Below are 24,518 nucleotides of genomic sequence, written 5' to 3' on the forward strand. Positions count from 1 at the left end.
GTTTTTATTTTATCTACTTAGATATAGATTTCTTTCTGCATATATTTTCAAGAAAAAGTCGTCCATTAAATCTTCTATGAAATATATGGCTTCTCCTGTAGACTTCATTTCTGGACCCAATTGCTTGTTTACATTAGGGAACTTATGGAAAGAGAATACTGGAATTTTGATCGCATATCCATTTTTTGTTGGATTGAAATTGAAGTCCGTGACTTTTTTCTCTCCTAGCATTACCTTGGTCGCATAGTTTACGTATGGCTCTTGGTAAGCTTTACAGATAAAAGGAACGGTTCTAGAGGCTCTAGGGTTCGCTTCAATGATATAAACTTTATCATTTTTTATAGCAAACTGAATGTTGATCAGACCTTTAGTCTCAAGAGCCAATGCGATTTTTTTGGTATATGTTTCGATCTGTCTGATCACCAAGTCTCCCAAATTGTATGGAGGAAGTACTGCGTAAGAATCACCAGAGTGAATTCCCGCTGGCTCAATGTGTTGCATGATGCCTATGATATAGACATTTTCACCGTCACATATTGCATCTGCTTCTGCTTCGATTGCTCCTTCCAGGAAGTGGTCTAAGAGGATTTCATTGTTTGGAATGTCTCGCAGTACGTTGACTACATGCTCTTCAAGCTCTTTCTCATTGATAACGATTTTCATGCCCTGGCCTCCCAGTACATATGATGGTCTTACCAAAAGTGGGAACCCAATCGTCTTGCAAAGTTCAAGTGCTTCATCAGTATTGTGAATAGTACCGAACTCCGGATAAGGAACATCATTATCTTTGAGTAAGGTAGAGAACCTGCCTCTGTCTTCAGCCAAATCTAAGGCCTCAAAACTAGTACCTATGATTTTGATACCATATTTGTCAAGCTTTTCAGCTAGTTTCAACGCAGTTTGTCCTCCTAGCTGTACGATGACGCCTTCTGGCTTCTCCTGAAGAATGATCTCATAGATATGCTCCCAGAATACGGGTTCGAAGTAAAGTTTGTCAGAAATGTCAAAGTCTGTGGAGACAGTCTCGGGATTACAGTTAATCATGATGGTCTCATAACCACACTCTTTGGCAGCGAGTACACCATGCACACAAGAATAGTCAAACTCTATACCTTGACCTACCCTGTTTGGACCTGATCCTAGTACGACGACTTTCTTCTTTTTAGTAGCTACTGACTCATTTTCTTCACCAAATGTCGAATAGTAATAAGGAGTCTGTGCTTCAAATTCAGCCGCACAAGTATCTACGAGCTTATAGACTCTTTTGATATTCATCTCTGAATACCTCTTGTCAAACACTTCACTTTCCAAGCATCCTAGCATATGGGCTAGCTGGCGGTCAGCATAGCCTTTGCGCTTGGCCGTTGCCATAAGGTCTTGAGGAATTGTGTCAAGCTCATATTTCTCAATCTCTCGCTCTAGGTGAATAAGTTCCTCGATTTGTTTCAAGAACCACTTGTCGATTTTGGTAAGATCATGGATCGTTCTGAATGAAATCCCTAGCTTAAATGCATCATATACATGAAAAAGTCTGTCCCAACTTGGGTTTGCTAAGCTATATAAAATTTCATCTTGATTTTTAAGCTCTTTGCCGTCTGCACCAAGTCCATTTCTCTTAATTTCGAGTGATTGACAGGCTTTTTGAAGTGCTTCTTGGAAGTTGCCTCCTATGCCCATCACTTCACCTACAGCTTTCATTGAAAGACCAAGTTTTTTGTCAGAACCTTTGAATTTATCAAAATTCCATCTTGGTATCTTTACGATCACATAGTCTATAGATGGTTCAAAAAATGCTGAGGTGGTTCCTGTGATGGAGTTAGTTAACTCATCTAAGTTGTATCCTATTGCGAGTTTTGCAGCTACTTTGGCTATCGGATATCCTGTAGCTTTGGACGCCAATGCAGATGATCTTGATACCCTTGGATTGATTTCTATACCTATGATGTCTTTGTTGTCAGGACTGACAGAAAACTGTACATTACACCCTCCAGCAAAATTACCAATGCTATTCATCATGGTGATGGCATGGTTTCTCATTCTTTGGTATACTGTATCAGGCAAGGTCATAGCTGGAGCCACAGTGATAGAGTCTCCAGTATGGACACCCATAGGGTCAAAATTCTCTATGGAACAGATCACGATCATGTTTCCGATATTGTCTCGCATGACCTCTAGCTCGTATTCTTTCCAGCCAAGGATACTCTGCTCAATCAACACTTCATGGACTGGAGAAGCTTCTAGTCCGGCCATGAGCAACCTTTCGAAGTCTTCTTCTTTTTCTACAAATGCACCTCCAGCACCACCTAAGGTATAGGAGGCCCTGATGATAAGAGGGAAACCAATTTCTTGAGCTATTTCTTTTCCTTGTAAGAAAGAAGTTGCAGTGTCTCCTTTACAAACACCTACGCCAATTTGCTCCATCAATGCCTTAAACTTTTCCCTATTCTCAGCTGTCTCGATCGCATCAATGTCAACACCGATCATCCTGACACCAAATTTTTTCCATATCCCTGCTACTTCACAGTCTATGGCTAGATTAAGTGCTGTCTGACCTCCCATAGTTGGTAATACGCAGTCTATGGTTGGATGCTCTTTTAGGATTTGAATGATTGATTTTTTTTCGAGGGGGAGCAAGTACACGTTGTCAGCTGTCACCGGATCTGTCATGATCGTAGCTGGATTGGAATTGATTAGGGTGACAGTGATCCCTTCTTCTCGAAGTGATCTGGCCGCTTGAGAACCAGAATAATCAAATTCACATGCTTGGCCAATTACAATAGGGCCTGAACCGATGATGAGGACGTGCTTGATACTACTATCCTTAGGCATTATAAGTGAGGGTTTAAGAGGTGTAAATACTTATGGCTAAATTGGTGCAAATTTAGACAAATATTTTTAAGTACCCCGAATCAATCCAAAAAAAGGATGAGAAATTCAACCATGCATCAAATTTACCTTAAGAAACCCATGGCTTTTACTTCTTTGTAAATATGCTCTATGTCTTCAGGAATGTCGTTTTTGAGCAGCCAGTTTACATCAAGGCCACTGTGTATTGCTGTATGCATCAGTTTAGGGTTGTCCGCTACTATTTCTCCGAGTTGGTGAAGCTGATCGTGGAACTCTAGTCTATAGTCAGGGTGTAATTTATTTATCAAGAGCAAAATCTTATAAATTCTTGCCACTATGGCCACTAGAAGCCTGTTTGCCTTCTGCGATCGACTATTTAGAATTCTAGATTTATTAGATTTCATTACTCCGATTATCAAATAAATGTTGAGATCGATCTCTCCTATCTTATCTTTTGTAGTAGCGACATGCCTGTTAATGATACCACTCATGGTCCTCACATCCATACTAAGGTACCCCATGGAGTAGTAGTTGTCACTCGCTTCTTCAATACTTTTGTCTAACTTTTCTCTGATTGCTTCTCTTTCTTCCTCTACTGAATAGTCACTGACTAATTCAAAGTACAGGCGATTGGCTAGTTTTTCGTCCTTTCGAAGTAATCTTAGCAATAATTTATCCTTTTCAGCAATGGGCAGGTTGATTATTGCCTCTTTAAATTCTTTTGAAAATGCCATTTTTTATTGATTTTTCTAGTGACTAAATTACAACATTCTAAATATTCAAAAAAATAGCGGTTACCGAATAATACAAGTTATCTATGAATATCGTATGCCTGTCATTATCAATGTCAAGTTAAGATTCTTGTGGTAAGAATTACTTACAAAGTTCCAAATACTCAATTTTTTAAAGCCGCTCACCAATCCTTCCATTAGATTCATCGATGGTTTTATAATCTTTTCCTAAATTTAGGACGTGAAAAAATACTGCATAATATTATTGCTACTACCATTCCTGAATTCTTGTACTTCTGATCAAGAAAGAACCAAGTCGCTTGTGAATGTTTTCTTAGTAGATGCGCCAGCAGATATTGATGCCTTGTGGGTTGAAGTTCTTGGTGTGGATTTACAAACAGCCGCTTTTGGAGACAATGCAAATGGCGAAAGTCAATATTTCCCCTACGAGGCTGGAAATAAACGAGTAGATATTGCTCAACTTGTAGGAGATCAGGAGCTACTTATCGGAAGAGGGGAAGTCAATTCTGGTACGCTGCAAAGACTCACTTTGAGACTAGGAGCTGAAAAGTATGTGATGAAAAATGATGTAAGAACAGACTTGACACTTAATTCGGAGCAAGAAGAAGGCTTAAGTATAGATGTAGATTTTACCTTGAGGCCAGGTATTTCGCATGATATCTATATTGATTTTGATATATTAAATTCATTGATGCAAAATGGGACTTCTGACTTCACTTTTAGCCCAAAGTTGAGGGCTTTTTCTAAGGCTAATACGGGGGAAATTACTGGTGTCTTACGTCCAACTGGACAAAATGCCTACCTATATGCCGTTCAACAAAGAGATTCAATTTCCACAGGAGTCAATTTTAGAGGGAGTGGAGGCTTCAGGTTCAAAGGGCTAGAAGGTACTTACACTGTTTTTGTGATCCCTAAAGATAATTCATTTTTAGCCGACACAATTCGAACGGTCATCGTGCAAAGCCAACAGACCACAGATTTGGGTAACATTACCTTAAGACCTAGAGAGTAAGGGAAGATTATGGAAAAGCATTATTTCTATATGCGTCGGGCAATGGATCTTGCACAACTTGGCATGGGGTCAGTAAGTCCTAATCCTATGGTGGGTTGTGTAATTGTATGCGAAGACCAGATCATAGCTGAAGGATACCATGAGTATTATGGAGGCCCTCATGCTGAGCCTAACGCTATTGCCAAAGTGGATGACCCTGAGTTGCTTAATAAGTCTACAGTCTATGTGACTTTAGAGCCATGTGCTCATTTTGGCAAAACCCCACCTTGTGCAAACCTTCTGGTGGACAAAGGGGTGAAAAAAGTAGTCATAGGCGCTGTAGATACCAATCCTCTAGTTGGAGGTAAAGGTATTGCTATCATGAGAAATGCAGGAATAGAAGTGATACACGGGATACTAGAGGCTGATGTTCATCAACAAAACCGTCGCTTTTTTACCTTTATGGAACAAAATAGACCTTACATTACGCTCAAGTGGGCGCAAAGTATCGATGGTTTTGTGGCTAGAGAGAACTTCGATTCCAAATGGATCAGCAATCAGTACAGTCGTCAGCTTGTTCATCGCTGGAGAACTGAAGAGGATGCCATCATGGTAGGTACCAATACCGCAAGGTACGATAACCCAAAGCTCAATGTCCGAGATTGGGATGGGAAAAATCCTATCAGGATCGTTGTGGATCGGATGCTACAGTTGGATAGAAGTTTGGCGCTATTTGATCAACAACAACCTACAATTTGTTTTAACATTGTCGAAGAAGCTGTTTTTGAGAATTTGGAGTATGTCAAACTTGATCCTGATTTTCAAATTGCAGACATATTCAAAGTGCTTTATGAGAGGAAGATTCAATCTGTATTGATTGAAGGAGGTACATTTTTACTCAATAAAATCATAGAAGCCGAACTTTGGGATGAGGCACGAGTGTTTACAGGACAAGTTCATTTTAATAAAGGAATACCAGCTCCTAGAATCATTGGTGTGAGGAAAGATCGACTAGATGTAATGGGAGATGCCCTTGAACTTTGGATGAGAAAATAATAAGACATGGCAGAGACATTATATATCCCAACAGATGCTGATAAAGCAAAAAAATATGAGGCTATTCTGCCTCAGATAGAGGCCCTGATATCTGGAGAGGCCGATTTAGTAGCAAATTTGGCAAATATTGCTGCAGTACTAAGGACAACTTTCGGCTTCTTTTGGGTTGGTTTTTACCTCGTCAAAGATGATCAACTGGTGCTTGGCCCATTTCAAGGTCCTATTGCTTGTACAAGAATAAATCTGGGAAGAGGTGTTTGTGGCACAGCTTGGAAGGAAAATCAGACACAACTAGTCCCAGATGTAGAAGCTTTCCCTGGTCACATTGCTTGTAGCTCTGCTTCAAAGTCTGAGATTGTAGTTCCATTTTCTAAAAATGGTATAGTGATAGGTGTTTTAGATGTAGATTCTGACCAATTGACAGACTTCGATGATACAGATCAGATTTATCTAGAAAAGTTGATGAGTATATTGGAAAAAACCATCTAATCGCAAAATTTATAAAATTCTGAGATTAGATAATGATAGCTTCGAAATTCTCTTTTTGGATAATTTCAATAGAGGCCTCTGGATATACATTTTGAAATGTAATTGGGATTCGAGCTTTTGATTTTTATTTCACCTCCCACTTTTCAATGTATTTTGGCTCGAAGGATTGCATTTTATCAAGCATTTCGATTGGGTCTGAAGCGATGATTAGCAGGTTAAGCTGTGCTTGATGAAGAAATCCTTCATTAGTGCTGTGCTTCAAAAAGTCAAGAAGCTTATCATAATAGCCCTGTACATTATAGAGTGCAAGCGGTTTTTGAATGTATCCAAGTTGATTCAAGGTCATGATTTCGAAAAGTTCCTCAAAAGTGCCAATTCCACCTGGCATGGCCACAAAACCATCCCCACGCTCTGCCATGAGCCATTTGCGGTCTCGCATTGTTTCTACTACAGTGAGTTCTGTGCAGCCTTGATGCGCTACTTCGATATCTACTAATTTCTGAGGGATGATTCCATAGACGTTTTGGCCAGCGGCAAGCATCCTGTCAGCTATCACTCCCATGAGTCCTACATTGCCGGCTCCATACACCAATCCTAAATTTCTTTTGATCATCTCATCTGCTAGTGATTCGGCTGCTTGAGCGTAAATCGGGTTTTTGCCTTTGTTGGACCCACAATAGACAGTTACTTTTTTCATCTTGTAATTTTCTTTTTTTCAAATATAAAAAATGCCCCGACTAATATCGAGGCATTTTTGGAGGATGTTTCATCCTTTAGTTTTACTATTTATTACCTAAATGGTACAGAGATCTAGAGTTTTATTAATAATCAGCCTGTTTCCTGAACCAATCAGTTGAAATCTAAATAGGTTTATATTTTATGGGTTATAAATATATTTGGTGAGCTATTGGTATTATACAAATTATTCTTCAATAGGTGTAAGCTCTATATTTTCTACTTCAGTAACTTCTCCTAAAGTGGTATTTACATCACCTATTTCTACCGCTTCAAAGGCTTCGTTTGGCGTGAAGATGAGCCTGTAGTTTCCAGCTCTTAATCCCCTGATTACATACCTTCCATTTTCCGATGCAAATGTAGAAGCTGTATCAGTTCCAATGATTGCTGCTACATTCACAGGGTAGGCCTCAAGAGGGATAACTACCCCTTCAATGGTAGCCGACTCTTCAGCTACAGCTCTTAATACTGGCTTGAGGATGTATTGACCAGAGTTACCAGCTCTTACGATGGATTTACCAGCATCAAAGTCAATGATCAAATCATAGGAGATCCCAGCCTGAACAGGTTTATCGACTTTGATTTTTAGTCCACTTTGCTGGGCACTTGGTGTCGTGAGGTTGATTCTATTGTCATCTTGGAGTAGGTAATTGTTGTCACCAAGTAACAATCTGATTTGGGAAATTTCTCCAGCAGGTACTTCGACTTCTCCTAATCTTGCAGAAGCTCCACCACTCAGGTTTAGTAGGTTAATCATGCGATCCTCAGTTGCTTCATTGGCTAGGTTGATCCAAGCAGACCCATTGTCTTCTTGCTCACCTTTAGGCAGGATTTCTACTCCTAATACTTCTACCCATACGGCATCATAATCAGCTGGGGCATCAATTAGGTAAACATTTACTTTGGCCATACCCTCTGTAATGTTCGAGTCTTCTTCATTTACACTACATGAAATAGCGAATGTGGCTACTACAGCCCACAAAGCACAAATAATCTTATTTGGTAAATATTTCATATGAATAGTTGGTTTAATTCATTTTTGAATTTTCAATCATTGTGCCATTGATTAGCTGTATGCTGATTTTTCCTAAATTGCCTTCAAGAATTACCTTATTTTGTCAAATAGGTTGTAATTTTGGACATGATGCAATGACAAAAACTACTCACAGCTGGAAGATTCGATCCGAAAAAAACTCATCAATCGTCAGGTTTTCAGATACGAACAGAGTCTGAAAGAGATTATGATCGAATCATTTTTTCTGCGCCATTTAGAAATCTTCAAGACAAGACGCAGGTATTTCCTTTGCCTGAGCATGATTTTGTACATACCAGATTGACGCATAGTCTAGAGGTCTCTTCTGTGGGGAGGACGCTTGGGAAATCAGCAGGTGAATACCTTCTCAGCAAGTATCCTGATCTTTCTCAACAGGATGTACAAGCAGCAGAAATCGGTGCGATAGTAGCCGCAGCCGCCTTAGCTCACGATATCGGAAACCCTCCATTCGGACACGCAGGAGAGACAGCAATATCAGATTTTTTTAGGTTTCATGAATATGGCCAAGCCTGGCAAAAGTATGTTACCCCTGATCAATGGGAAGATTTAACTCACTTTGAAGGAAATGCCCAAGGATTCAGGATGCTTGTGTCACAAAACAATGGTCTAAAACTATCCTATACAACTTTGGCGGCGTTTACGAAGTACCCAAGGCTTGCGCATGTTTTTGAGTCTGAACCTCATCGAAGAAGTCAGAAGAAATTTGGTTACTATTCAGATCAAGTACAAGATTATGGACAGTTGGTACAGGTTTTAGGAATAGAAAATGCGCCAAATGGCTGCTACTTGAGGCATCCTTTAGCTTTTTTGGTAGAAGCCGCAGATGATATTTGTTATAGTATTATCGATTTGGAAGATGGTTGCACTTTGGGGCTAGTTTCTCTTGAAGAGGTTGTTGAGTTGATTGCTCCGATACTGAAAGAGCGCTTTGATTCAGATAAATTGAAAACCTACGCTACGCAAGCACAGAAACTTGCAATTTTGAGAGCGATGGCTATCAATCAACTTATTCAAGAAGTTGTACGAGCTTTTGAAGACAATGAAGAGGCTATGCTAAGCGGTGAATTTGATCAAGCTTTGACCTCCAAAATACCTTCTTCAACGGCATTAGATGTAATTTCGGAGGTGTCAGTGAGAAAGATTTATAGGTCTAAATTAGTTCTTGAAAAAGAGGCGGCGGGTTATCAAGTATTGGAAGGCTTGTTGGAAGTCTTTTCCAAAGGGCTGAACCATAAGTTCTATCAGACTGACCTATACTCAGGAAAAGATAAAAGCATATTGAGATTATTACCTGAGGATTTCCCACTTGAAGGTTGGGATTCTAGCATCAACCCCTATCCTTTGCTGCGTTGTTTAATGGATTTTATCGCTGGAATGACGGACAAATATGCCCTTAATCTTTACAGAAGGGTGAAAGGCATATCCCTTCCAGGTGCATGAGTTTGGGGTTTGATTAAAAAAACTCAAACTCCGAATTGCTTCATGTGGTGATCCATATGTTTCCACACAAACCTGCCCCAGTAGTAATGATCAAGTGATCCAAATACAGGGTGAATTCCGCCAAGTTCATGCTCAAGTGTCTTGAACTTGCTGAGGATTTTTATAAAGTTTTCTTTTTCTTTTTCAAAATCTCCTGAATCAACCAATCCTTTTGTGTTGAATTTTTTGGCACCTCTAGCGCCTTTTGGGAAGTCTTTTTTGATATGAAAAAATGCCAGCTTCTTCATTCGCTGCTTCAAAGTTGGCCTCAAAGTAGCTTTTGGCGCATTTAGTATAGCATCATTTGCCAGGTTACAATGGTGCAGCATTTCTGTAGCATTCATGCTGCCCCAATAAGGCTCTTGATCTTTGGATAGCCTACTTACCCTTTGAATCAAAGCGTCTATAGTCCCTGAAGTATAGATAGTTTTTGCCATTTGCTTATTGCATAGTTAAAAATCTTCCTAAATATAATCGTATAATAATTTAACCCTATTCCTGCAAAATATCTTAACTTTGTGACTTCATTCCGAAAGGTGTGCACATATTCCATTAAGAAAAGTGATATGCCTTGAAATGATTCTACTCATTAACACTTGTTGTCAGCAAGTTGTTTGTAAGTGGTGGAGACTTTCCTTTTGAGGAAAGTTTCTGTTTTAATAGGAAACGAGTGGTCGCTTCTTCGAACAATGTATCCATAAAATACGGGTTTTTCCCTTAAAAATACCTTAAAAAACCGTGAAAAAATATCAAGAGTTTAAACAAGTAGATTATCCCGGAATAGGGGATAGTGTATTGCAATACTGGAAAGAGAATAAGATTTTTGAGAAATCAGTGTCACAAAGAGATGGTGCTGAAACTTTCACATTCTTTGAAGGGCCTCCTTCTGCCAATGGAACTCCTGGGATTCACCACGTGATGGCACGTACGCTGAAGGATATTTTCTGTAGATACAAGACACTTCAAGGTTTTCAAGTAAAGCGTAAGGGTGGTTGGGACACGCACGGTCTACCGGTAGAACTTCAAGTAGAGAAGGAGCTTGGTATCACCAAGGAAGATATAGGTAAGAAAATAACTGTAGAGGAGTATAATAGAAAATGTCGTGAGACAGTGATGCGATTCAAAAATGAATGGGATGATTTGACAGAAAAGATTGGCTATTGGGTAGATTTGGATGATCCATATATCACCTTTGATGCCAAGTATATAGAGACACTTTGGTATTTGCTCAAAAAACTTTACGAAAAGGATTTAATTTACAAAGGCTATACTATTCAGCCATATTCTCCTGCCGCGGGCACTGGGTTGAGCTCTCATGAACTCAATCAGCCAGGTAGCTACAGAGATGTGAAAGATACTTCTATCACTGCTCAATTTAAACTCAAGGGCGAAGCTAATACTTATATACTAGCATGGACCACTACGCCTTGGACATTACCTTCCAACTCTGCCTTGGCAATAGGCGAGAAGCTGGACTATGTCAAAGTAAACACCTTCAATCCCTATACATTTGAGCCACAGCATGTGATCCTTGCTAAATCTAGGATGGGAGCATATTTTAATCCAAAAGCAAAGGAAATTGCAATTGCTGACTATAACCCAGGGGATAAACTGATCCCATATGAAGTTGTCGCCGAGATGAAAGGAGTCGATCTTTTAGGTTTACAGTATGAGCAATTGTTTCCAATTGCGGAGCTGGCACTTCCGAGTCCTGCATTCACTGTGATTTCTGGAGATTATGTAACTACTGAAGATGGTACAGGTGTGGTTCACTTGGCCAAAGCTTTCGGTGCGGATGATTTTAGGACTTTGGTTCAGCAAAATGTGCCAGGCGTATTTGTCCAAGATGAAAAGGGCAATGAGATACCAGTTGTAGATAAACAAGGGAAGTTCCTTCCGGTCGTAGGTACGTACCTGGTCAATAAAATGAAAGAACATGCGATCACTGCTCATAAAGAATTTGGAGTGGATGATTTCTATGTGAAGAACTATACTGGGGATGATGAAAGTGATAAAGAGTATAAAAATACTGATATCATCATTTCCATTATTTTAAAGAATGAAAATAAAGCATTCAAGGTAGAGAAATACGAACACAGTTATCCTCATTGCTGGAGAACTGACAAGCCAATCTTATATTATCCTTTGGAAAGCTGGTTTATCAAAACTACTGCTTACAAGGACAGGATGGTAGAATTGAACAAAACGATCAACTGGAAGCCTGAAGCAACTGGAACTGGACGTTTTGGCAATTGGCTAGAGAACCTGGTGGACTGGAATTTGAGTAGGTCAAGGTTCTGGGGTACGCCTTTGCCGATCTGGAGAACTAAAGATGGTTCGGAGGAGATATGTATTGGGTCAATTGAAGAGTTGAAGTCAGAGATCAAGAAAGCCATAGCTGCAGGGCTGATGGAATCTTCTCCTATCAATGAGGAAGACATAGATCTTCATAGACCATATGTGGATGATGTAATATTGGTGTCAGCGAGTGGTGCTCCGATGTATCGTGAGCCAGACTTGATAGATGTGTGGTTTGATTCTGGAGCTATGCCTTATGCACAGTGGCATTTCCCTTTTGAAAATGAAGCTGTATTCAAAGCTAACTATCCAGCAGATTATATTGCAGAAGGAGTAGATCAGACCAGAGGATGGTTCTTTACTTTGCATGCTATTGCAGTGATGCTTTTTGATTCGGTTTCTTTCAAAAACGTAATTGCCAATGGACTTGTATTGGATAAAAACGGTAATAAGATGTCTAAGAGATTAGGCAATGCGGTGGATCCATTTAAAACATTGAAAGAATATGGACCGGATGCTTTGAGATGGTACATGCTTAGCAATGCCAATCCATGGGATAACCTTAAATTCAGTCTAGACGGGGTTGCAGAAGTACAAAGGAGGTTCTTTGGAACGCTTCAGAACACCTACAATTTCTTTGCGCTATATGCAAACCTTGACGCGTTCGTTTATGATAAATCAAAAGCTGTTCCTGTAGCTCAAAGGGCTGAACTAGACCAGTGGATCATATCTAAGCTTCAGACTTTGATATCCGAAGTAGAGCAAGCAATGGATAATTATGATGCGACTAAGGCTACTCGTGCGATCATGAATTTCACTGTAGATCAGCTTTCCAATTGGTATGTGAGGTTAGCTAGGAAGAGATTCTGGAGAGGTGATATGAATGCAGATAAGCAAGCTGCATATGAGACGCTTTATGAATGCTTGATGTCTTTGTCGCAGTTGATGTCTTCTTTTGCACCTTTCTATGCAGACTGGATGTACAAGAACCTAACAGCATCAGTTGATGGCGCCTCTGAGTCTGTTCACTTGACGAATTGGACTTCGGCTGATCAGGCCTTGATCAATGTGGATTTAGAAGCGAGTATGGACATGGCACAGCGTATCTCTTCACTAGTTCACTCTTTAAGAAAGAATCCAAAGATTGGAATCAAAGTGCGTCAGCCACTTCAGCGCATTTTGATACCTGTATTAAACGAAAAGGTGAAGACTCAAATAGAGCATGTCGAAGAGTTGATCAAGTCAGAGGTCAATATCAAAGCGGTAGAATATATTGATGATGCATCAGATGTATTGGTGAAAAGTGTGAAGCCAAATTTACCTTTGCTAGGCAAAAAGCTAGGGCCGAAAATGAGGCATGTAGTAGCCGCTATCAATACCTGGGGCAAGGAACAAATTGCAGAAATCGAGCGAAATGGTGAGATTACTGTTCCAGTGGAAGGTGAGTCTGTGGTATTGCTACTTGAAGAAGTGTTGATCAGTTCACAAGATATTCCAGGCTGGTCAGTAGCCACAGATCAGGGACTGACAGTAGCTTTAGATGTCACCTTGACTCAGGAGTTGAAGCAAGAGGGGATAGCTAGAGACTTGGTAAATAGGATTCAGAATTTGAGAAAAGATATGGGGCTAGAGGTTCAGGATAAAATCCAAATCGAAATAGCCGAGCAGGAAGACCTTGTGAATGCAGCTTTTCAGAATTTTGGAGATTATATCAAAACAGAAACACAAGCACTAGCGTTGATAATGAAGGCAACAGTAGCGGATGCTACAGTGCTAGACATGGACGATTTTGAGTTATCAGTCAAAGTGACCAAGGCATAAGGCATCAAATTTATATCGGCTCAAATAGGGATAAATTAGAAATTTTCCTTAAATCTGTGGCTTTAAAATGAATACATGAAGTATCTAAAATATTTCGGGATTGCCCTAGGGGTGATCTTACTCGATCAGATCGTAAAGTTGTTGGTTCACTATCAGATGGATTTTGGTACGCCTGGTCAGATCAAGATATTTGGAGATTGGTTCAAGCTCCATTATACTACCAATCCAGGTATGGCTTTTGGCATGCAGCTAGGTTCTGAATATGGGAAGTTGATTCTGACTTCTTTCAGGCTTATCGCCATGTTTGGGATAGGTTATTATCTTTATTATATCATTCAGAAGAAAATGCATGTAGGCTATATTGTCTGCATTGCCATGATTTTGGGTGGAGCTATCGGTAATCTTGTAGATTCAGTATTTTATGGTGTATGGCTGAACAATGCACCATACAACGCACCTACCCCATGGCTTCATGGTCAGGTAGTAGATATGTTTTATGTAGATATTTGGGAAGGTTATATTCCTGATTGGGTTCCCTTGTGGGGCGGGAGCTACACAGCACTATGGCCAATTTTCAATATTGCCGACGCATCTATTTTTGTAGGTGTTGCTATCATATTGATCTTCCAGAGTAAGTTTTTTAAGGAAGAAAACGAGGTAAAACAGGGACTTGATCATCAAGAGCGACAGAATGAATCGATCTAAAAAGCTTGTTAGGTAAAAAACTGATAAAATTCCCTTCTATTGATTTAGGAGGGGATTTTTTGTATGTCTTGTTTTTCTTGAACTCTTAATCCATTTTCCTTTAAAAAAGTGTATAATTACTGATGTGGGGTTTTCAAATGCTGAATTAAAGGATTTGATATTCTATTGACAAGAGTTTAAGAAAAGAAAGAAAATGAAGTTGTTTGATAAATTGCTTTTATGGTAGGAGAATAAGAACAAAAAGCCTCTATTGATACAGGGTCCTTGGCAAGTAGGGAAGACCTGGTTGATGAAGTCCTTTGGTCAATCGGAGTTTGAAGATGTAGCCTATATTAACCTTGAATCAAGTAAAGAGCTTAGGGAGCTTTTTGAAAGCACTTTTGATCTAAATAGAATCTTATTAGGGATCCAGGTCTCTACTGGGGTATAAGCGGAGAAGGGGAAAACCTTGCTAATCATAGATGAAATCCAAGAGTCTGATAAAGCAATAACAGGGATGGATGCTAAAACTATACTGGATGGTAATAAACTTTTTGAGGAATTTAAAGGCTTATTGACAGAACAGTATGTGTTACAGCAATTGCTGTGTAATGATATTTCTCTATATTATTGGTCAGCTGAACGATCTACCGCTGAAATTGATTTTTTGATCCAATCATCTGGTCGGATCTACCCAATAGAAGTTAAAGCCGAAGAAAATTTGAAGGCTAAGAGTCTCAAGTTTTTTGCAGAAAAGTATGACCTTCCATTAGCAATCAGGATTTCCATGTCAAGTTATAGGAAAGAAGATTGGTTGGTGAATATTCCGCTTTTTGCAATTGGTATGCTGCGTTTTGATAAGCTATAGGGTTACATACTTTGCATGGAAGGAAATATTGCTTTAATTCGCTCCATGAATTTTGAATGGGGTATAGAACAAATCATAGATGGATTAGCTCAAATGTCTTGGTTAGAGGCTGTGGCAGTATTTTTTGGTATTGTAAGTGTTGTATTTTCAATTAGAAAAAACATCCTTGTGTTCCCTACAGGGATTATTAGCACGATCATTTATATATATATATGCCTGGAATACAAGTTATATGCTGATATGGGGATTAATGCTTACTATACTGGGATGTCAATTTACGGGTGGATTCTATGGAGTCGACCTATGGTAGCAGGCATTGAAGTTCCAGTCACATGGTTGAGTAGAAGGGGTATTCTGAGGTCTGTTGTGCTGTTGGTTTTTAGTTATGTTGTACTTTATTATGTGTTGGTGAGCTTTACAGACTCAGATGTACCATATTGGGATTCACTCACTACCGCATCAGCCTTTGTCGCCATGTGGCTAATGGCAAAGAAAAAGGTCGAAAACTGGATAGCTTGGATCATTACTGATTTGATTTCTATTCCTCTTTATTGGTACAAAGGACTACCTTTGACTTCATTTCAATTTCTTTTCTTCACAATATTGGCTATATTAGGCTTGCTATCATGGATTCGATCCGCAAAAGCACCCATAATATGCCTATCAAAAAAATAGTTGTAGTAGGGCCAGAGTCTACGGGTAAAAGTATACTAACGCAAGCTTTGGCAGCGGCCTATGATGAACCATGGGTTTGGGAGTTTGCGCGGGTATATTTGGAAAGGTTAGATAGACCTTATGAATATGAGGATTTGTTACAGATTGCCATTGGTCAACTTAGGGAAGAAGATGAGAAAGTGAAGAGGGCAAAAAGGATGTTATTTATTGATACTGATTTGCACGTAATAAAGGTGTGGAGTGATGTAAAGTATGGGAAAACTGACCCATGGATAGAAAAACAACTTGTGCATAGGAAGTATGACTTATATCTTCTAACTGATGTAGATGTTCCATGGGAAGAGGATCCTCAAAGAGAGCATAAGGATCAGGCGGTTCGAAAAAAACTTTTTGATGCATATTTGAATATGATAAGTGGTACAGGTGTTCCATATGAGGTTATAAGTGGAACGTATGACGAAAGATTTGCAAAATCTATGATGAAAATTAGGGCTTTGTTTTGAAAAGTCTGATGTTAAGTTTTCTTAATAAACATCGATTGTGGCTCTTATTTAGTGATAAAAGACTTTGAAATCAAGAAAATAGGTGTAACTTTATTGAATGAAAAATGTTTCTAAATGTTTTAGATTTTTTTCTAATTAACAGCTTATCCAATAATAGTCAGTACACATGCGTCCCCCAAGGTTCAACACCGCGTCTTCATTTCATGCTGATCTGAAGCAAAAAATCAAAAATTACTTCATCGAAAAGAGTTTAAAGCAAACTGGAAATTTAGGCCTTTATCTAAAGGCAATCATTTTGGTGGCTCTCTATATTGCAACTTATGTCGTCTTGCTGTTTTTCACACCTCACTGGGCTCTGGCTTTGGTTGGAGCGGTCTTTTTGGGTGGGTTAGCGGCTACCATTGGCTTCAATGTGATGCATGACGGTGCACATGGCAGCTTCAGTCGTAAGAAGTGGGTCAACGAACTTGCTGGACATTCTATCAATTTTCTTGGAGCCAATGTGTTTATGTGGAAAACAAAACACAATGTAGTTCATCATTCATTTACCAATGTGGATGAAGTAGATGATGATATGAATGCAAGACCTTTTCTTAGGTTATGTCCAAATCAGAAGTTTTATGGAATTCATAAGTATCAGCATTGGTACTTTTTGATGGTTTATTCGCTTTTATATCTTTACTGGGTGTTTGTTACAGATTATAAAAAGTACATCACTGGAAAAGTTGGGATTATCCCAATTCAGAAGATGAAATTACATGATCACCTTTCTTTCTGGGGGTTCAAGTTGATACACTTAGGGCTGTTTATAGTCCTGCCTATACTTACAGTAGGTTGGTTATACTGGTTGATAGGCTTCTTGGTATATGGAGTAGCTACGGGGATATTTCTGAGTGTGGTATTTCAACTGGCTCATTCTGTAGAAGAGACTTCATTCCCGATGCCTGATGTGGTTTCCAATCAACTAGAGGATGATTGGGCTATTCATCAGTTGAAGACTACTTCCAACTTTGCAACGCATAACAAAGTGTTATCATGGCTTGTCGGAGGACTGAATTTTCAAGTAGAGCACCACTTGTTTCCGAATATTTCTCATGTTCATTATCCTGCGATCAGCAAGATCATCAAAGAAACATGCAGGGAGTACGGAATTCCTTACTTGGAGCACCCTAGGTTTAGACTAGCATTTGCCTCTCATGTCAATCACTTGAGGATTTTAGGAAAAGGATAATCTTGATTCGCTGATATTCGCTGAATTGTTATACATTTGCACCCAAGATCATGAGGGGTGCCTTAACAATTCGGGCTGAGATCATACCCATATTACCTGATCCGGTTAGCACCGGCGGAGGGAAATGAACAACCATAATCTTAGTAGTCTTTGGCAACTTACATATTATGTATGTAAGTCTTGAGATTATTGAAGATATGAAAATTACTACGCTACTGTTAGGCCTCTACTCTTGATTTTGTTTATTAAAAAGTTGCCTCTGCAACATAACGAAATCTATTACCATGAGAAAGCTAGGTTTATCACTTGTGTTATTTTGTGTCTATCTGAATGTCGTAGCACAGCATAGAGTCAGTGGGATTGTAAAGGATAAGGAAACAGGAGAGGTTTTGGTTGGTGCCAATGTGATCATTGAAGGTACTGGAAGGGGAGCTACTTCGGATTTATCTGGGAATTTTGAAATAAGAAATGTACCTGGTGGAGAGTTTACTTTAAACATAACTTACTTGGGATATGAGCGTGTCAAGAATACACTTGAAATCCCTTTAAATACTCCGCTTGAGATATTACTTTCACAGAGTGGGATTTTCACAGAAGAATTTGTCGTCTATGGGACACGGGCGACCAATGTCACGCCAACTACTTTTCAAAACATACAAAAGGAAGAAATTGCCAAACTCAATCTTGGGCAAGACATTCCGATGTTGCTTAATTACACACCTTCGGTCGTTAGTTTTTCAGATGCTGGAGCAGGGGTAGGGTATACTGGATTGAGGATTAGGGGCACTGATCAGACCAGAATCAATGTTACGGTGAACGGGATACCAATGAATGATGCCGAGTCTCATGGTGTTTTCTGGGTGAATATGCCAGATTTTGCTTCATCTGTTGACAATATGCAGATCCAAAGAGGGGTGGGAACTTCCACTAATGGAGCAGCTACTTTTGGAGCAAGCATCAACATTCAGACAGATACCAAGCAAGAAGATGCCTATGGTGAGGTAGATAATTCCTTTGGATCATTCAATACCAGGAGGCATACGGTGAAAGCTGGCACAGGATTGATCAAAGATAGGTGGGCATTTGATGCTAGGCTATCTCAAATCTCCTCTGATGGCTATATTGATCGTGGATTTTCAGATTTAAAATCCTTTTTTGTCAGTGGAGGATATTATGGAGACAAGCATATTTTCAAAATGAATGTATTCTCTGGTGCTGAGCAGACATACCAATCTTGGGAAGGAGTGCCTGAGCATTTGCTGGAAAGCAATAGGACTTTTAACCTTTATACTTATGATAACCAAACGGACAATTACCAGCAGGATCATTATCAATTTATCTATACTGGAGAGATCAATTCAAACTGGAAAGCAAATGCGGCACTGCACTATACTTATGGCCGAGGGTATTATGAGCAGTTCAGACCAAATGATAGGTTGAGCAGCTATAACTTACAGCCTGTAGAAATTGGAGGTGTAAGCATACCTCGCATGGATATCATTCGCAGGAGATGGCTTGACAATGATTTTTATGGAGGTGTTTTTTCTTTCAATTATATCTCAGACAATGCCCTTTGGGATGTAGTGATAGGTGGTGGAGCGAATAGGTATGATGGGGATCATTTTGGAGAGATTATATGGATGCAGTATGCGGCAGATGTCAACATCAGGGATAGATATTATGACAATGTAGCCATCAAAGATGATAAGAACTTATATATAAAAGGGACTTTTGAAGCTACAGAGGGATTGTTTTTATATGGTGACTTACAATGGAGGGGTGTTGATTACAGTTTTGATGGGGTCAATAACGACCTTAGAGATATTTCAGGACAAGTGAATTACAATTTCTTCAATCCTAAATTTGGACTTACTTATCAGACTGCGACTGGCAAATCTTGGTATGCTTCTTATGCCGTAGCCAATCGTGAGCCAGTAAGAAGGGACTTTACGGACTCACCTATCATCGATAGGGCTCCGCAGGCAGAGAACTTACAAAACATCGAAATGGGGCTAAAAGTGAATCAAAGAAACTTTGCCTATAACCTGAATGTGTATTACATGAAATACCGCGATCAGTTGGTGCTTACAGGTCAGCTGAATGATGTAGGAGCTTATGTGAGAGATAATGTAGATGATTCTTATAGGCTAGGGGTGGAATTAGATGGTAGTTATAAGTTGTCCTCGAAGTTTTCCATCGGAGGAAATATTGCGGTGAGTAGGAATAAAATATCATCCTTTACGGAATTTCTGGACGACTACTCTACTGAGGATTTCTTTCAAGAAGAAGTCAATTACACCAATACTGATATTGCATTCTCTCCTAATGTAGTAGGGTCTGCCATTTTGGATTTTAGACCTTTCAAGAATGCAGAGGTTAGCTTACTCAATAAGTATGTGGGCAGTCAGTTCATGGATAATACAATGAATGAAAACAGGATGCTGGACTCTTTTTGGACTACTGACTTGAGGTTGAATTATGCCTTGAGGCCGAGGTTTGTCAATAACCTAGAGTTCACTGTAATGGTCTATAATATTTTCAATAGACTCTATGAGCCTAATGGATATACCTTTTCCTATTTTGTAGCAGGTGAAGGAAATGTAGGTAGAGAATTGGTCACTGAGAATTTTTATTACCCAATGGCTGGCACTAATTTCCTTGCAGGAGTGAAAGTAAGGTTCTGATAAATCATTGAGTTAATTGTGATTGTGTAAAACCAGCTCACAATTAACTCATTTATAGCTTTTGCTTAGCTTTCGGTCACCACCATTTTGAAACCCTCACCATGCACAGTGATGATCTGTACTTTTGGATCTTCTTTGAGTAGTTTTCTGATTTTACTAAGATAGACATCCATACTTCTTGCATTGAAGTAGCTGTCGTCGCCCCATATTTGTTTGAGGGCATGACTTCTATTGACCAGTTTATTGATTTCTGAAGCAAGGAGTCTGATCAACTCATTTTCTTTGGAAGTGAGTTTGTGCTTACCCGATGGGCTCTCGAGTTGTTGCTCATCATAGTGCAAAGTAAAGTCCCCGAATTTAAGTACCTTCAAGCCTTCATTGTGGTCTACCTTTTGAGACCGCCTCAAGATAGCCGCTATTCGAAGAAGTAATTCTTCCATGCTAAAAGGCTTGGTAAGGTAATCATCAGCGCCAATTTTAAGGCCCTCTATGACATCTTCTTTGAGATTTTTGGCAGAAAGGTAAATGATGGGTAAGTCTTCCTGGACTTTTTTGATTTCTTTTCCAAGTGTGAATCCGTCTTTCTTGGGCATCATGATGTCGAGGATGCATAGGTTATACTTGTCCTTTTTGAATTTGGACCAACCTTCTTCACCGTCTCTGCATAGGGTAGTTTCGTATCCTTTCATGGTGAGGTATTCCTTGAGGATATCTCCTAGATTAGGGTCATCTTCTACTATCAAAAGTTTTGCCTTGCTCATTGTTTTCGGGGTATTTTTAAAGTGAAAGTACTTCCTTTTCCAAGCTCACTGCTTACTTGGATTTCACCATGGTGTGCTTCTAGCATGGTTTTGACATAGGACAATCCTAAGCCAAAACCTTTTACATCATGGAGATTACCGGTAGGTACTCTATAGAATTTGTCAAATATTTTCTTTACTGCATCTTTGGACATACCGATGCCATTGTCTTCTATTGAGATCATTACATGATCAGCGTCATCCCATGATTTGATGCTGATGATAGGTTTGTCCTTTGCGTACTTAATGGAGTTGTCAAGCAAGTTATTGATCATATGTGATAGGTGAAAGTGGTCTCCCTGAATCCAAGTATTTGTGATTTTGGTGTCAAAGGAAATTCTCCCTCCTTTGTTTTCTACTTGTAGTTCGATTTGTTTTTTCGCTGCATTGATCAATTCATTGATGTCCACTGGCTCTATTTTGAGCTTAAAGTCTTTTTTGTCTAGGGTAGCTGATTGGAGTACTTTTTCTACTTGTGTGCCTAGCCTTTTGTTTTCATCTTTGATGATGCTTAAGTACCTATTGCGAAATGTATCTTGATTGATCAGTTCAGGGTCTTGTAATGCTTCCACTGCCAAACTCACCGTTGCTATAGGTGTTTTGAATTCGTGGGTCATGTTGTTTATGAAATCATTTTTGATTTCTGACAGATTTTTTTGCTTGATGATGACTCTTATGGCATAAATAAAGCAAGAAATGATAATGCCTACAAATATTAACGAACTGAGGACAGGAATCCAGACCTGATTGATGATGTATTGTTTCTTTTCAGGGAAATTGATCACCAAGTAGTTTTCTCTACCTACGATATCGCTTGGGTAGAGCCTAGCTTGCTGTCCTTCCCGAAGGAGCTTAAAGTTATCTTTCACCGAGGTGATGGGAACGATTCCTTTTTTATCGTCAATTATTGCGAGCTCGAATACTTGTTCAAGGCCTCTAGCTTGAAGTATATTTGCCATGAGTTGCTTTACAAAATTTGTGTCTAAACGACTCAACACGTCTTTTTGACCTCCTAAGATTTCTTCCCAAGCTTGATTCATAGCTTCTATCTTGAGGTTGGTACGTCTTATTTTATCATAGAAATCCCTCGGAAGATTGACTTCCAGTTCTGTCTCAATCTCTCTTGGTCTACTATAAAAGTTTTTTCGATTTCGTTCTACTTCATTCAGATAATCAAACTGCCGTTCTCTCTCTTGAAGAAGGACTTGCAATTCGTCAGGTGTAAAAATAGAAGATGCCCTTTCGGGGGTTAGGTTTCCTAGGATATTTTCCCAATCGTTGAAAATCTCAATATCAATCCTTGCTGCCTCAATGATACGTCGGAATCTTTGACTAAACTGGGGAATAGGCATTTGCATCATAGAGTCTACCAAAGAAGGCCTTTTTCTTATCACAGGTCTTTGACTTACCTGAATCTCTATCGGTTCAATCGGCTCGAACAAAGATTGCTGTAGGGTGGTGTCTTGAGCGAGGTAGTTAAGGAAAATGTCGTTTGTTTCACCTTTTTCAAGTTGAGATACTACTGTGTTGAGTGATTGGTAAATATTTTGTTCAAACCTTTCCTCGTTTATCCTTAATGCATTGCTGATCCAATAGAACTGAAAACCTAGAAGACCAAAGGTCGCTAGGGACATCAATACAATAATCAGTTTCATGTTGGATTTTGACATAGTGCAAATTTATACCATAAACTGAACCATGTTAAGAGCTTAACATTATTTAACAGCAATTTATAAGGTAGACTGGGTGGCTAATTGGCAAACCTTTATTATTTTTGATCGTTGTTTAATTGTTTCTTAATATAAGCAGATTGCTAATATAAATCGAAAAAGGAAGGTGAAAGCCTTCCTTTTTTATTAGTACTCAATCCGTATCTTTGCGGTTCAATTCAAAATCATGGAGCTAATCAATCAAACCTATCAAATTCAAGGATTGGCCTTGGATCAAATCGCCCAAAAGTATGGCACACCTGTCTATGTGTATGATGGTGCCAAGATTCAAGATCAAGTAAAAATGATGCAGCAGGCATTCAGTGATGTCAAACTGAAGATCAAATATGCTACCAAAGCATTGTCAAATATTAATATCCTGAAGCTTTTAAAACAAACAGGAGCGGGTATAGATGCGGTTTCGATAGAGGAAGTGATGCTAGGTCTTCACGTAGGTTTTGATCCAAAGGATATCATGTATACACCAAATTGTGTTTCTTTTAATGAAATCCAAGAGGCTGTGAAGATTGGCGTGATGATCAATATTGATAATATTCCCATGCTTGAGCATTTTGGAAAAGCTTATGGAGGGTCAGTTCCGATTTGTATCCGATTGAACCCACATATTATGGCTGGTGGAAATGCTAAAATCTCTGTTGGACACATAGATAGTAAATTCGGGATTTCTATTCTTCAGCTTAAGAATGTCCTCAAAGTAGTCGATTCTTATGGATTAGATGTGGTAGGGCTTCATGTCCATACTGGTTCAGATATATTGGAAGCAGAAGTGTTTTTGAAAGGTGCTGAGATACTCTTTGATGCAGCTCGTGAGTTTAGTGGCTTAAAGTTTTTGGATTTCGGAGGTGGATTCAAAGTTGGGTACAAGGAAGGTGATATCACCACAGACATTATGCAAGTGGGCGCCAAGGTGTCTGAAGCTTTCAAGGCTTTCTGTAAGTCCTATGGACGAGAGCTAGAGATATGGTTTGAGCCAGGGAAGTTTATCGTGAGTGAGTCAGGTTATTTGTTAGTAAAGGCGAATGTGATCAAGTCTACACCTGTGAGCACATTTATAGGTGTGGATTCCGGATTGAATCACCTGATCAGACCAATGATGTATGACGCCTATCATGGTGTGATCAATGTGAGCAATTCAACGGGGGAAGAACATGTGTACACGATTGTTGGATACATTTGCGAAACTGACACAATCGCTGCAGATCGAAAGTTACCTACCGTTTCTGAAGGAGATATTTTAGCCATAAAAAATGCAGGAGCTTATGGATTTAGTATGTCGTCTAATTATAACTCTCGACTTCGACCAGCAGAGGTTTTGATTTTGAATGGTAAGGATCATCTTATCAGAGAGCGTGAGACGTTTGATGATATTCTAAGACATCAAGTGGATATAGGAATATAATCTAAGGAGTTTAATTTCAGTAAATTAGTCGTTTATATTTTAGGAATACTTTTGAACTAATTTTAATTAATCGTAGTTTTGTAATTGGGGTTTGATCCTCATTAGATATTCCCTAGTAGTAGTAATTATTTTGAAAGACCCGGTCAAAAAGCCGGGTTTTTTTATGCACATTTTTATATAATTTTTAGTAACTACTCAGGTACATTATTTACTGACCAATATTCAAGTATTTGGAGTCTTGTGCTCCTTTGTAGCGTATTGACGCGTATTTGTATGTTAATGTACGAAAATCAGCTTTAACCCACATTGCAGGTTTTAGTCGAAAAACATAAAATTTCAGTTTATTTTCCGGTTTTTGCCTTCCAATTATCCGTACCCCCCTACGGTTAAAGTTTTTCACGCTCTCCATGAAGCCTTCTTTT

General features: G+C 39.2%; 21 protein-coding genes and 1 riboswitch. Of the genes, 13 read left to right on the forward strand and 8 right to left on the reverse strand.

Features of this window, described 5'->3' with window-relative positions; all coding sequences use genetic code 11:
- Positions 1 to 9 precede the first annotated feature (9 nt).
- Together carB and MM239_RS09205 are read right to left on the reverse strand one after the other, a co-directional pair.
- Positions 10 to 2,829: a carbamoyl-phosphate synthase large subunit gene (carB, locus tag MM239_RS09200; RefSeq protein ID WP_241347911.1), complete on the reverse strand. Its 2,820-nt coding sequence runs from the start codon at positions 2,827 to 2,829 to the stop codon at positions 10 to 12.
- A 122-nt stretch (positions 2,830 to 2,951) separates the two neighbouring features.
- Positions 2,952 to 3,581, reverse strand: a complete 630-nt coding sequence (locus tag MM239_RS09205; protein ID WP_241347912.1) for a hypothetical protein — start codon at positions 3,579 to 3,581, stop codon at positions 2,952 to 2,954.
- 238 nt (positions 3,582 to 3,819) lie between these two features.
- On the opposite strand from MM239_RS09205, the gene MM239_RS09210 reads away from it, so the two are divergent.
- The 3 genes from MM239_RS09210 to MM239_RS09220 are packed head-to-tail and all read left to right on the forward strand — an operon-like array spanning position 3,820 to position 6,135.
- Complete coding sequence (locus MM239_RS09210; protein WP_241347913.1) at positions 3,820 to 4,611, forward strand: DUF4382 domain-containing protein; 792 nt, start codon at positions 3,820 to 3,822, stop codon at positions 4,609 to 4,611.
- A 9-nt stretch (positions 4,612 to 4,620) separates the two neighbouring features.
- Positions 4,621 to 5,646, forward strand: coding sequence for a bifunctional diaminohydroxyphosphoribosylaminopyrimidine deaminase/5-amino-6-(5-phosphoribosylamino)uracil reductase RibD (gene ribD / locus MM239_RS09215; RefSeq protein ID WP_241347914.1), 1,026 nt, complete (start codon positions 4,621 to 4,623; stop codon positions 5,644 to 5,646).
- A 6-nt stretch (positions 5,647 to 5,652) separates the two neighbouring features.
- Complete coding sequence (locus tag MM239_RS09220; protein ID WP_241347915.1) at positions 5,653 to 6,135, forward strand: GAF domain-containing protein; 483 nt, start codon at positions 5,653 to 5,655, stop codon at positions 6,133 to 6,135.
- Between the two features lie 124 nt (positions 6,136 to 6,259).
- On the opposite strand, the gene MM239_RS09225 is transcribed toward MM239_RS09220, so the two are convergent.
- Together MM239_RS09225 and MM239_RS09230 are read right to left on the reverse strand one after the other, a co-directional pair.
- Positions 6,260 to 6,832, reverse strand: coding sequence for an LOG family protein (locus MM239_RS09225; RefSeq protein ID WP_241347916.1), 573 nt, complete (start codon positions 6,830 to 6,832; stop codon positions 6,260 to 6,262).
- Positions 6,833 to 7,057: 225 nt separating this feature from the next.
- A complete protein-coding gene (locus MM239_RS09230; RefSeq protein WP_241347917.1) occupies positions 7,058 to 7,885 on the reverse strand; it encodes a DUF4382 domain-containing protein in 828 nt (275 codons plus the stop codon).
- Positions 7,886 to 8,086: 201 nt separating this feature from the next.
- On the opposite strand from MM239_RS09230, the gene dgt reads away from it, so the two are divergent.
- Positions 8,087 to 9,364 carry a dGTP triphosphohydrolase gene (gene dgt, locus MM239_RS09235; RefSeq protein WP_241347931.1) on the forward strand — a complete coding sequence of 426 codons (1,278 nt, stop codon included), beginning with the start codon at positions 8,087 to 8,089 and terminating at the stop codon, positions 9,362 to 9,364.
- Positions 9,365 to 9,387: 23 nt separating this feature from the next.
- Here dgt and MM239_RS09240 read toward each other — a convergent pair whose 3' ends face one another.
- A complete protein-coding gene (locus MM239_RS09240) occupies positions 9,388 to 9,840 on the reverse strand; it encodes a DUF1569 domain-containing protein (RefSeq protein WP_241347918.1) in 453 nt (150 codons plus the stop codon).
- A 301-nt stretch (positions 9,841 to 10,141) separates the two neighbouring features.
- On the opposite strand from MM239_RS09240, the gene ileS reads away from it, so the two are divergent.
- The 8 genes from ileS (at position 10,142) to MM239_RS09280 (ending at position 20,167) form a co-directional block, all read left to right on the forward strand.
- Positions 10,142 to 13,522, forward strand: a complete 3,381-nt coding sequence (gene ileS, locus MM239_RS09245) for an isoleucine--tRNA ligase (RefSeq protein ID WP_241347919.1) — start codon at positions 10,142 to 10,144, stop codon at positions 13,520 to 13,522.
- Between the two features lie 75 nt (positions 13,523 to 13,597).
- Positions 13,598 to 14,227, forward strand: coding sequence for a lipoprotein signal peptidase (locus MM239_RS09250; RefSeq protein ID WP_241347920.1), 630 nt, complete (start codon positions 13,598 to 13,600; stop codon positions 14,225 to 14,227).
- 250 nt (positions 14,228 to 14,477) lie between these two features.
- A complete protein-coding gene (locus MM239_RS09255; RefSeq protein ID WP_241347921.1) occupies positions 14,478 to 14,657 on the forward strand; it encodes an AAA family ATPase in 180 nt (59 codons plus the stop codon).
- An 18-nt stretch (positions 14,658 to 14,675) separates the two neighbouring features.
- Entirely contained in the window at positions 14,676 to 15,074 is a 399-nt protein-coding gene (locus tag MM239_RS09260; protein WP_241347922.1) for a DUF4143 domain-containing protein, read from the forward strand.
- 45 nt (positions 15,075 to 15,119) lie between these two features.
- Complete coding sequence (gene pnuC, locus MM239_RS09265; RefSeq protein WP_241347932.1) at positions 15,120 to 15,749, forward strand: nicotinamide riboside transporter PnuC; 630 nt, start codon at positions 15,120 to 15,122, stop codon at positions 15,747 to 15,749.
- Positions 15,731 to 16,252 carry an AAA family ATPase gene (locus MM239_RS09270; protein ID WP_241347923.1) on the forward strand — a complete coding sequence of 174 codons (522 nt, stop codon included), beginning with the start codon at positions 15,731 to 15,733 and terminating at the stop codon, positions 16,250 to 16,252. Before pnuC ends, MM239_RS09270 begins: the two co-directional genes overlap by 19 nt.
- 166 nt (positions 16,253 to 16,418) lie before the next feature.
- The gene (locus MM239_RS09275; RefSeq protein ID WP_241347924.1) at positions 16,419 to 17,483 is read left to right on the forward strand and encodes a fatty acid desaturase family protein; all 1,065 of its coding nucleotides are present in this window, start codon (positions 16,419 to 16,421) and stop codon (positions 17,481 to 17,483) included.
- Positions 17,484 to 17,526: 43 nt separating this feature from the next.
- Positions 17,527 to 17,623, forward strand: a riboswitch (TPP riboswitch).
- Positions 17,624 to 17,767: 144 nt separating this feature from the next.
- Complete coding sequence (locus MM239_RS09280; protein WP_241347925.1) at positions 17,768 to 20,167, forward strand: TonB-dependent receptor; 2,400 nt, start codon at positions 17,768 to 17,770, stop codon at positions 20,165 to 20,167.
- Between the two features lie 65 nt (positions 20,168 to 20,232).
- On the opposite strand, the gene MM239_RS09285 is transcribed toward MM239_RS09280, so the two are convergent.
- Both MM239_RS09285 and MM239_RS09290 read right to left on the reverse strand, forming a co-directional pair.
- Positions 20,233 to 20,928, reverse strand: a complete 696-nt coding sequence (locus tag MM239_RS09285) for a response regulator transcription factor (protein WP_241347926.1) — start codon at positions 20,926 to 20,928, stop codon at positions 20,233 to 20,235.
- A complete protein-coding gene (locus MM239_RS09290; RefSeq protein ID WP_241347927.1) occupies positions 20,925 to 22,622 on the reverse strand; it encodes a sensor histidine kinase in 1,698 nt (565 codons plus the stop codon). Before MM239_RS09290 ends, MM239_RS09285 begins: the two co-directional genes overlap by 4 nt.
- 241 nt (positions 22,623 to 22,863) lie before the next feature.
- On the opposite strand from MM239_RS09290, the gene lysA reads away from it, so the two are divergent.
- Positions 22,864 to 24,096 carry a diaminopimelate decarboxylase gene (gene lysA, locus MM239_RS09295; protein ID WP_241347928.1) on the forward strand — a complete coding sequence of 411 codons (1,233 nt, stop codon included), beginning with the start codon at positions 22,864 to 22,866 and terminating at the stop codon, positions 24,094 to 24,096.
- Positions 24,097 to 24,304: 208 nt separating this feature from the next.
- On the opposite strand, the gene MM239_RS09300 is transcribed toward lysA, so the two are convergent.
- On the reverse strand, positions 24,305 to 24,518 hold a 214-nt coding region (locus MM239_RS09300; RefSeq protein WP_241347929.1), incomplete at its 5' end, for a hypothetical protein.

Source organism: Belliella filtrata (assembly GCF_022549775.1).
GTDB lineage: Bacteria > Bacteroidota > Bacteroidia > Cytophagales > Cyclobacteriaceae > Belliella > Belliella filtrata.

Excerpts from the sequence above, each read along its gene's own strand:
- carB (WP_241347911.1), bottom strand. The coding sequence starts at position 2,829 with ATGCCTAAGGATAGTAGTATCAAGCACGTCCTCATCATCGGTTCAGGC.
- MM239_RS09205 (WP_241347912.1), bottom strand. The coding sequence starts at position 3,581 with ATGGCATTTTCAAAAGAATTTAAAGAGGCAATAATCAACCTGCCCATT.
- ribD (WP_241347914.1), top strand. The coding sequence starts at position 4,621 with ATGGAAAAGCATTATTTCTATATGCGTCGGGCAATGGATCTTGCACAA.
- MM239_RS09220 (WP_241347915.1), top strand. The coding sequence starts at position 5,653 with ATGGCAGAGACATTATATATCCCAACAGATGCTGATAAAGCAAAAAAA.
- MM239_RS09225 (WP_241347916.1), bottom strand. The coding sequence starts at position 6,832 with ATGAAAAAAGTAACTGTCTATTGTGGGTCCAACAAAGGCAAAAACCCG.
- MM239_RS09230 (WP_241347917.1), bottom strand. The coding sequence starts at position 7,885 with ATGAAATATTTACCAAATAAGATTATTTGTGCTTTGTGGGCTGTAGTA.
- MM239_RS09240 (WP_241347918.1), bottom strand. The coding sequence starts at position 9,840 with ATGGCAAAAACTATCTATACTTCAGGGACTATAGACGCTTTGATTCAA.
- MM239_RS09250 (WP_241347920.1), top strand. The coding sequence starts at position 13,598 with ATGAAGTATCTAAAATATTTCGGGATTGCCCTAGGGGTGATCTTACTC.
- pnuC (WP_241347932.1), top strand. The coding sequence starts at position 15,120 with ATGAATTTTGAATGGGGTATAGAACAAATCATAGATGGATTAGCTCAA.
- MM239_RS09270 (WP_241347923.1), top strand. The coding sequence starts at position 15,731 with ATGCCTATCAAAAAAATAGTTGTAGTAGGGCCAGAGTCTACGGGTAAA.
- MM239_RS09275 (WP_241347924.1), top strand. The coding sequence starts at position 16,419 with ATGCGTCCCCCAAGGTTCAACACCGCGTCTTCATTTCATGCTGATCTG.
- MM239_RS09280 (WP_241347925.1), top strand. The coding sequence starts at position 17,768 with ATGAGAAAGCTAGGTTTATCACTTGTGTTATTTTGTGTCTATCTGAAT.
- MM239_RS09285 (WP_241347926.1), bottom strand. The coding sequence starts at position 20,928 with ATGAGCAAGGCAAAACTTTTGATAGTAGAAGATGACCCTAATCTAGGA.
- MM239_RS09290 (WP_241347927.1), bottom strand. The coding sequence starts at position 22,622 with ATGAAACTGATTATTGTATTGATGTCCCTAGCGACCTTTGGTCTTCTA.
- lysA (WP_241347928.1), top strand. The coding sequence starts at position 22,864 with ATGGAGCTAATCAATCAAACCTATCAAATTCAAGGATTGGCCTTGGAT.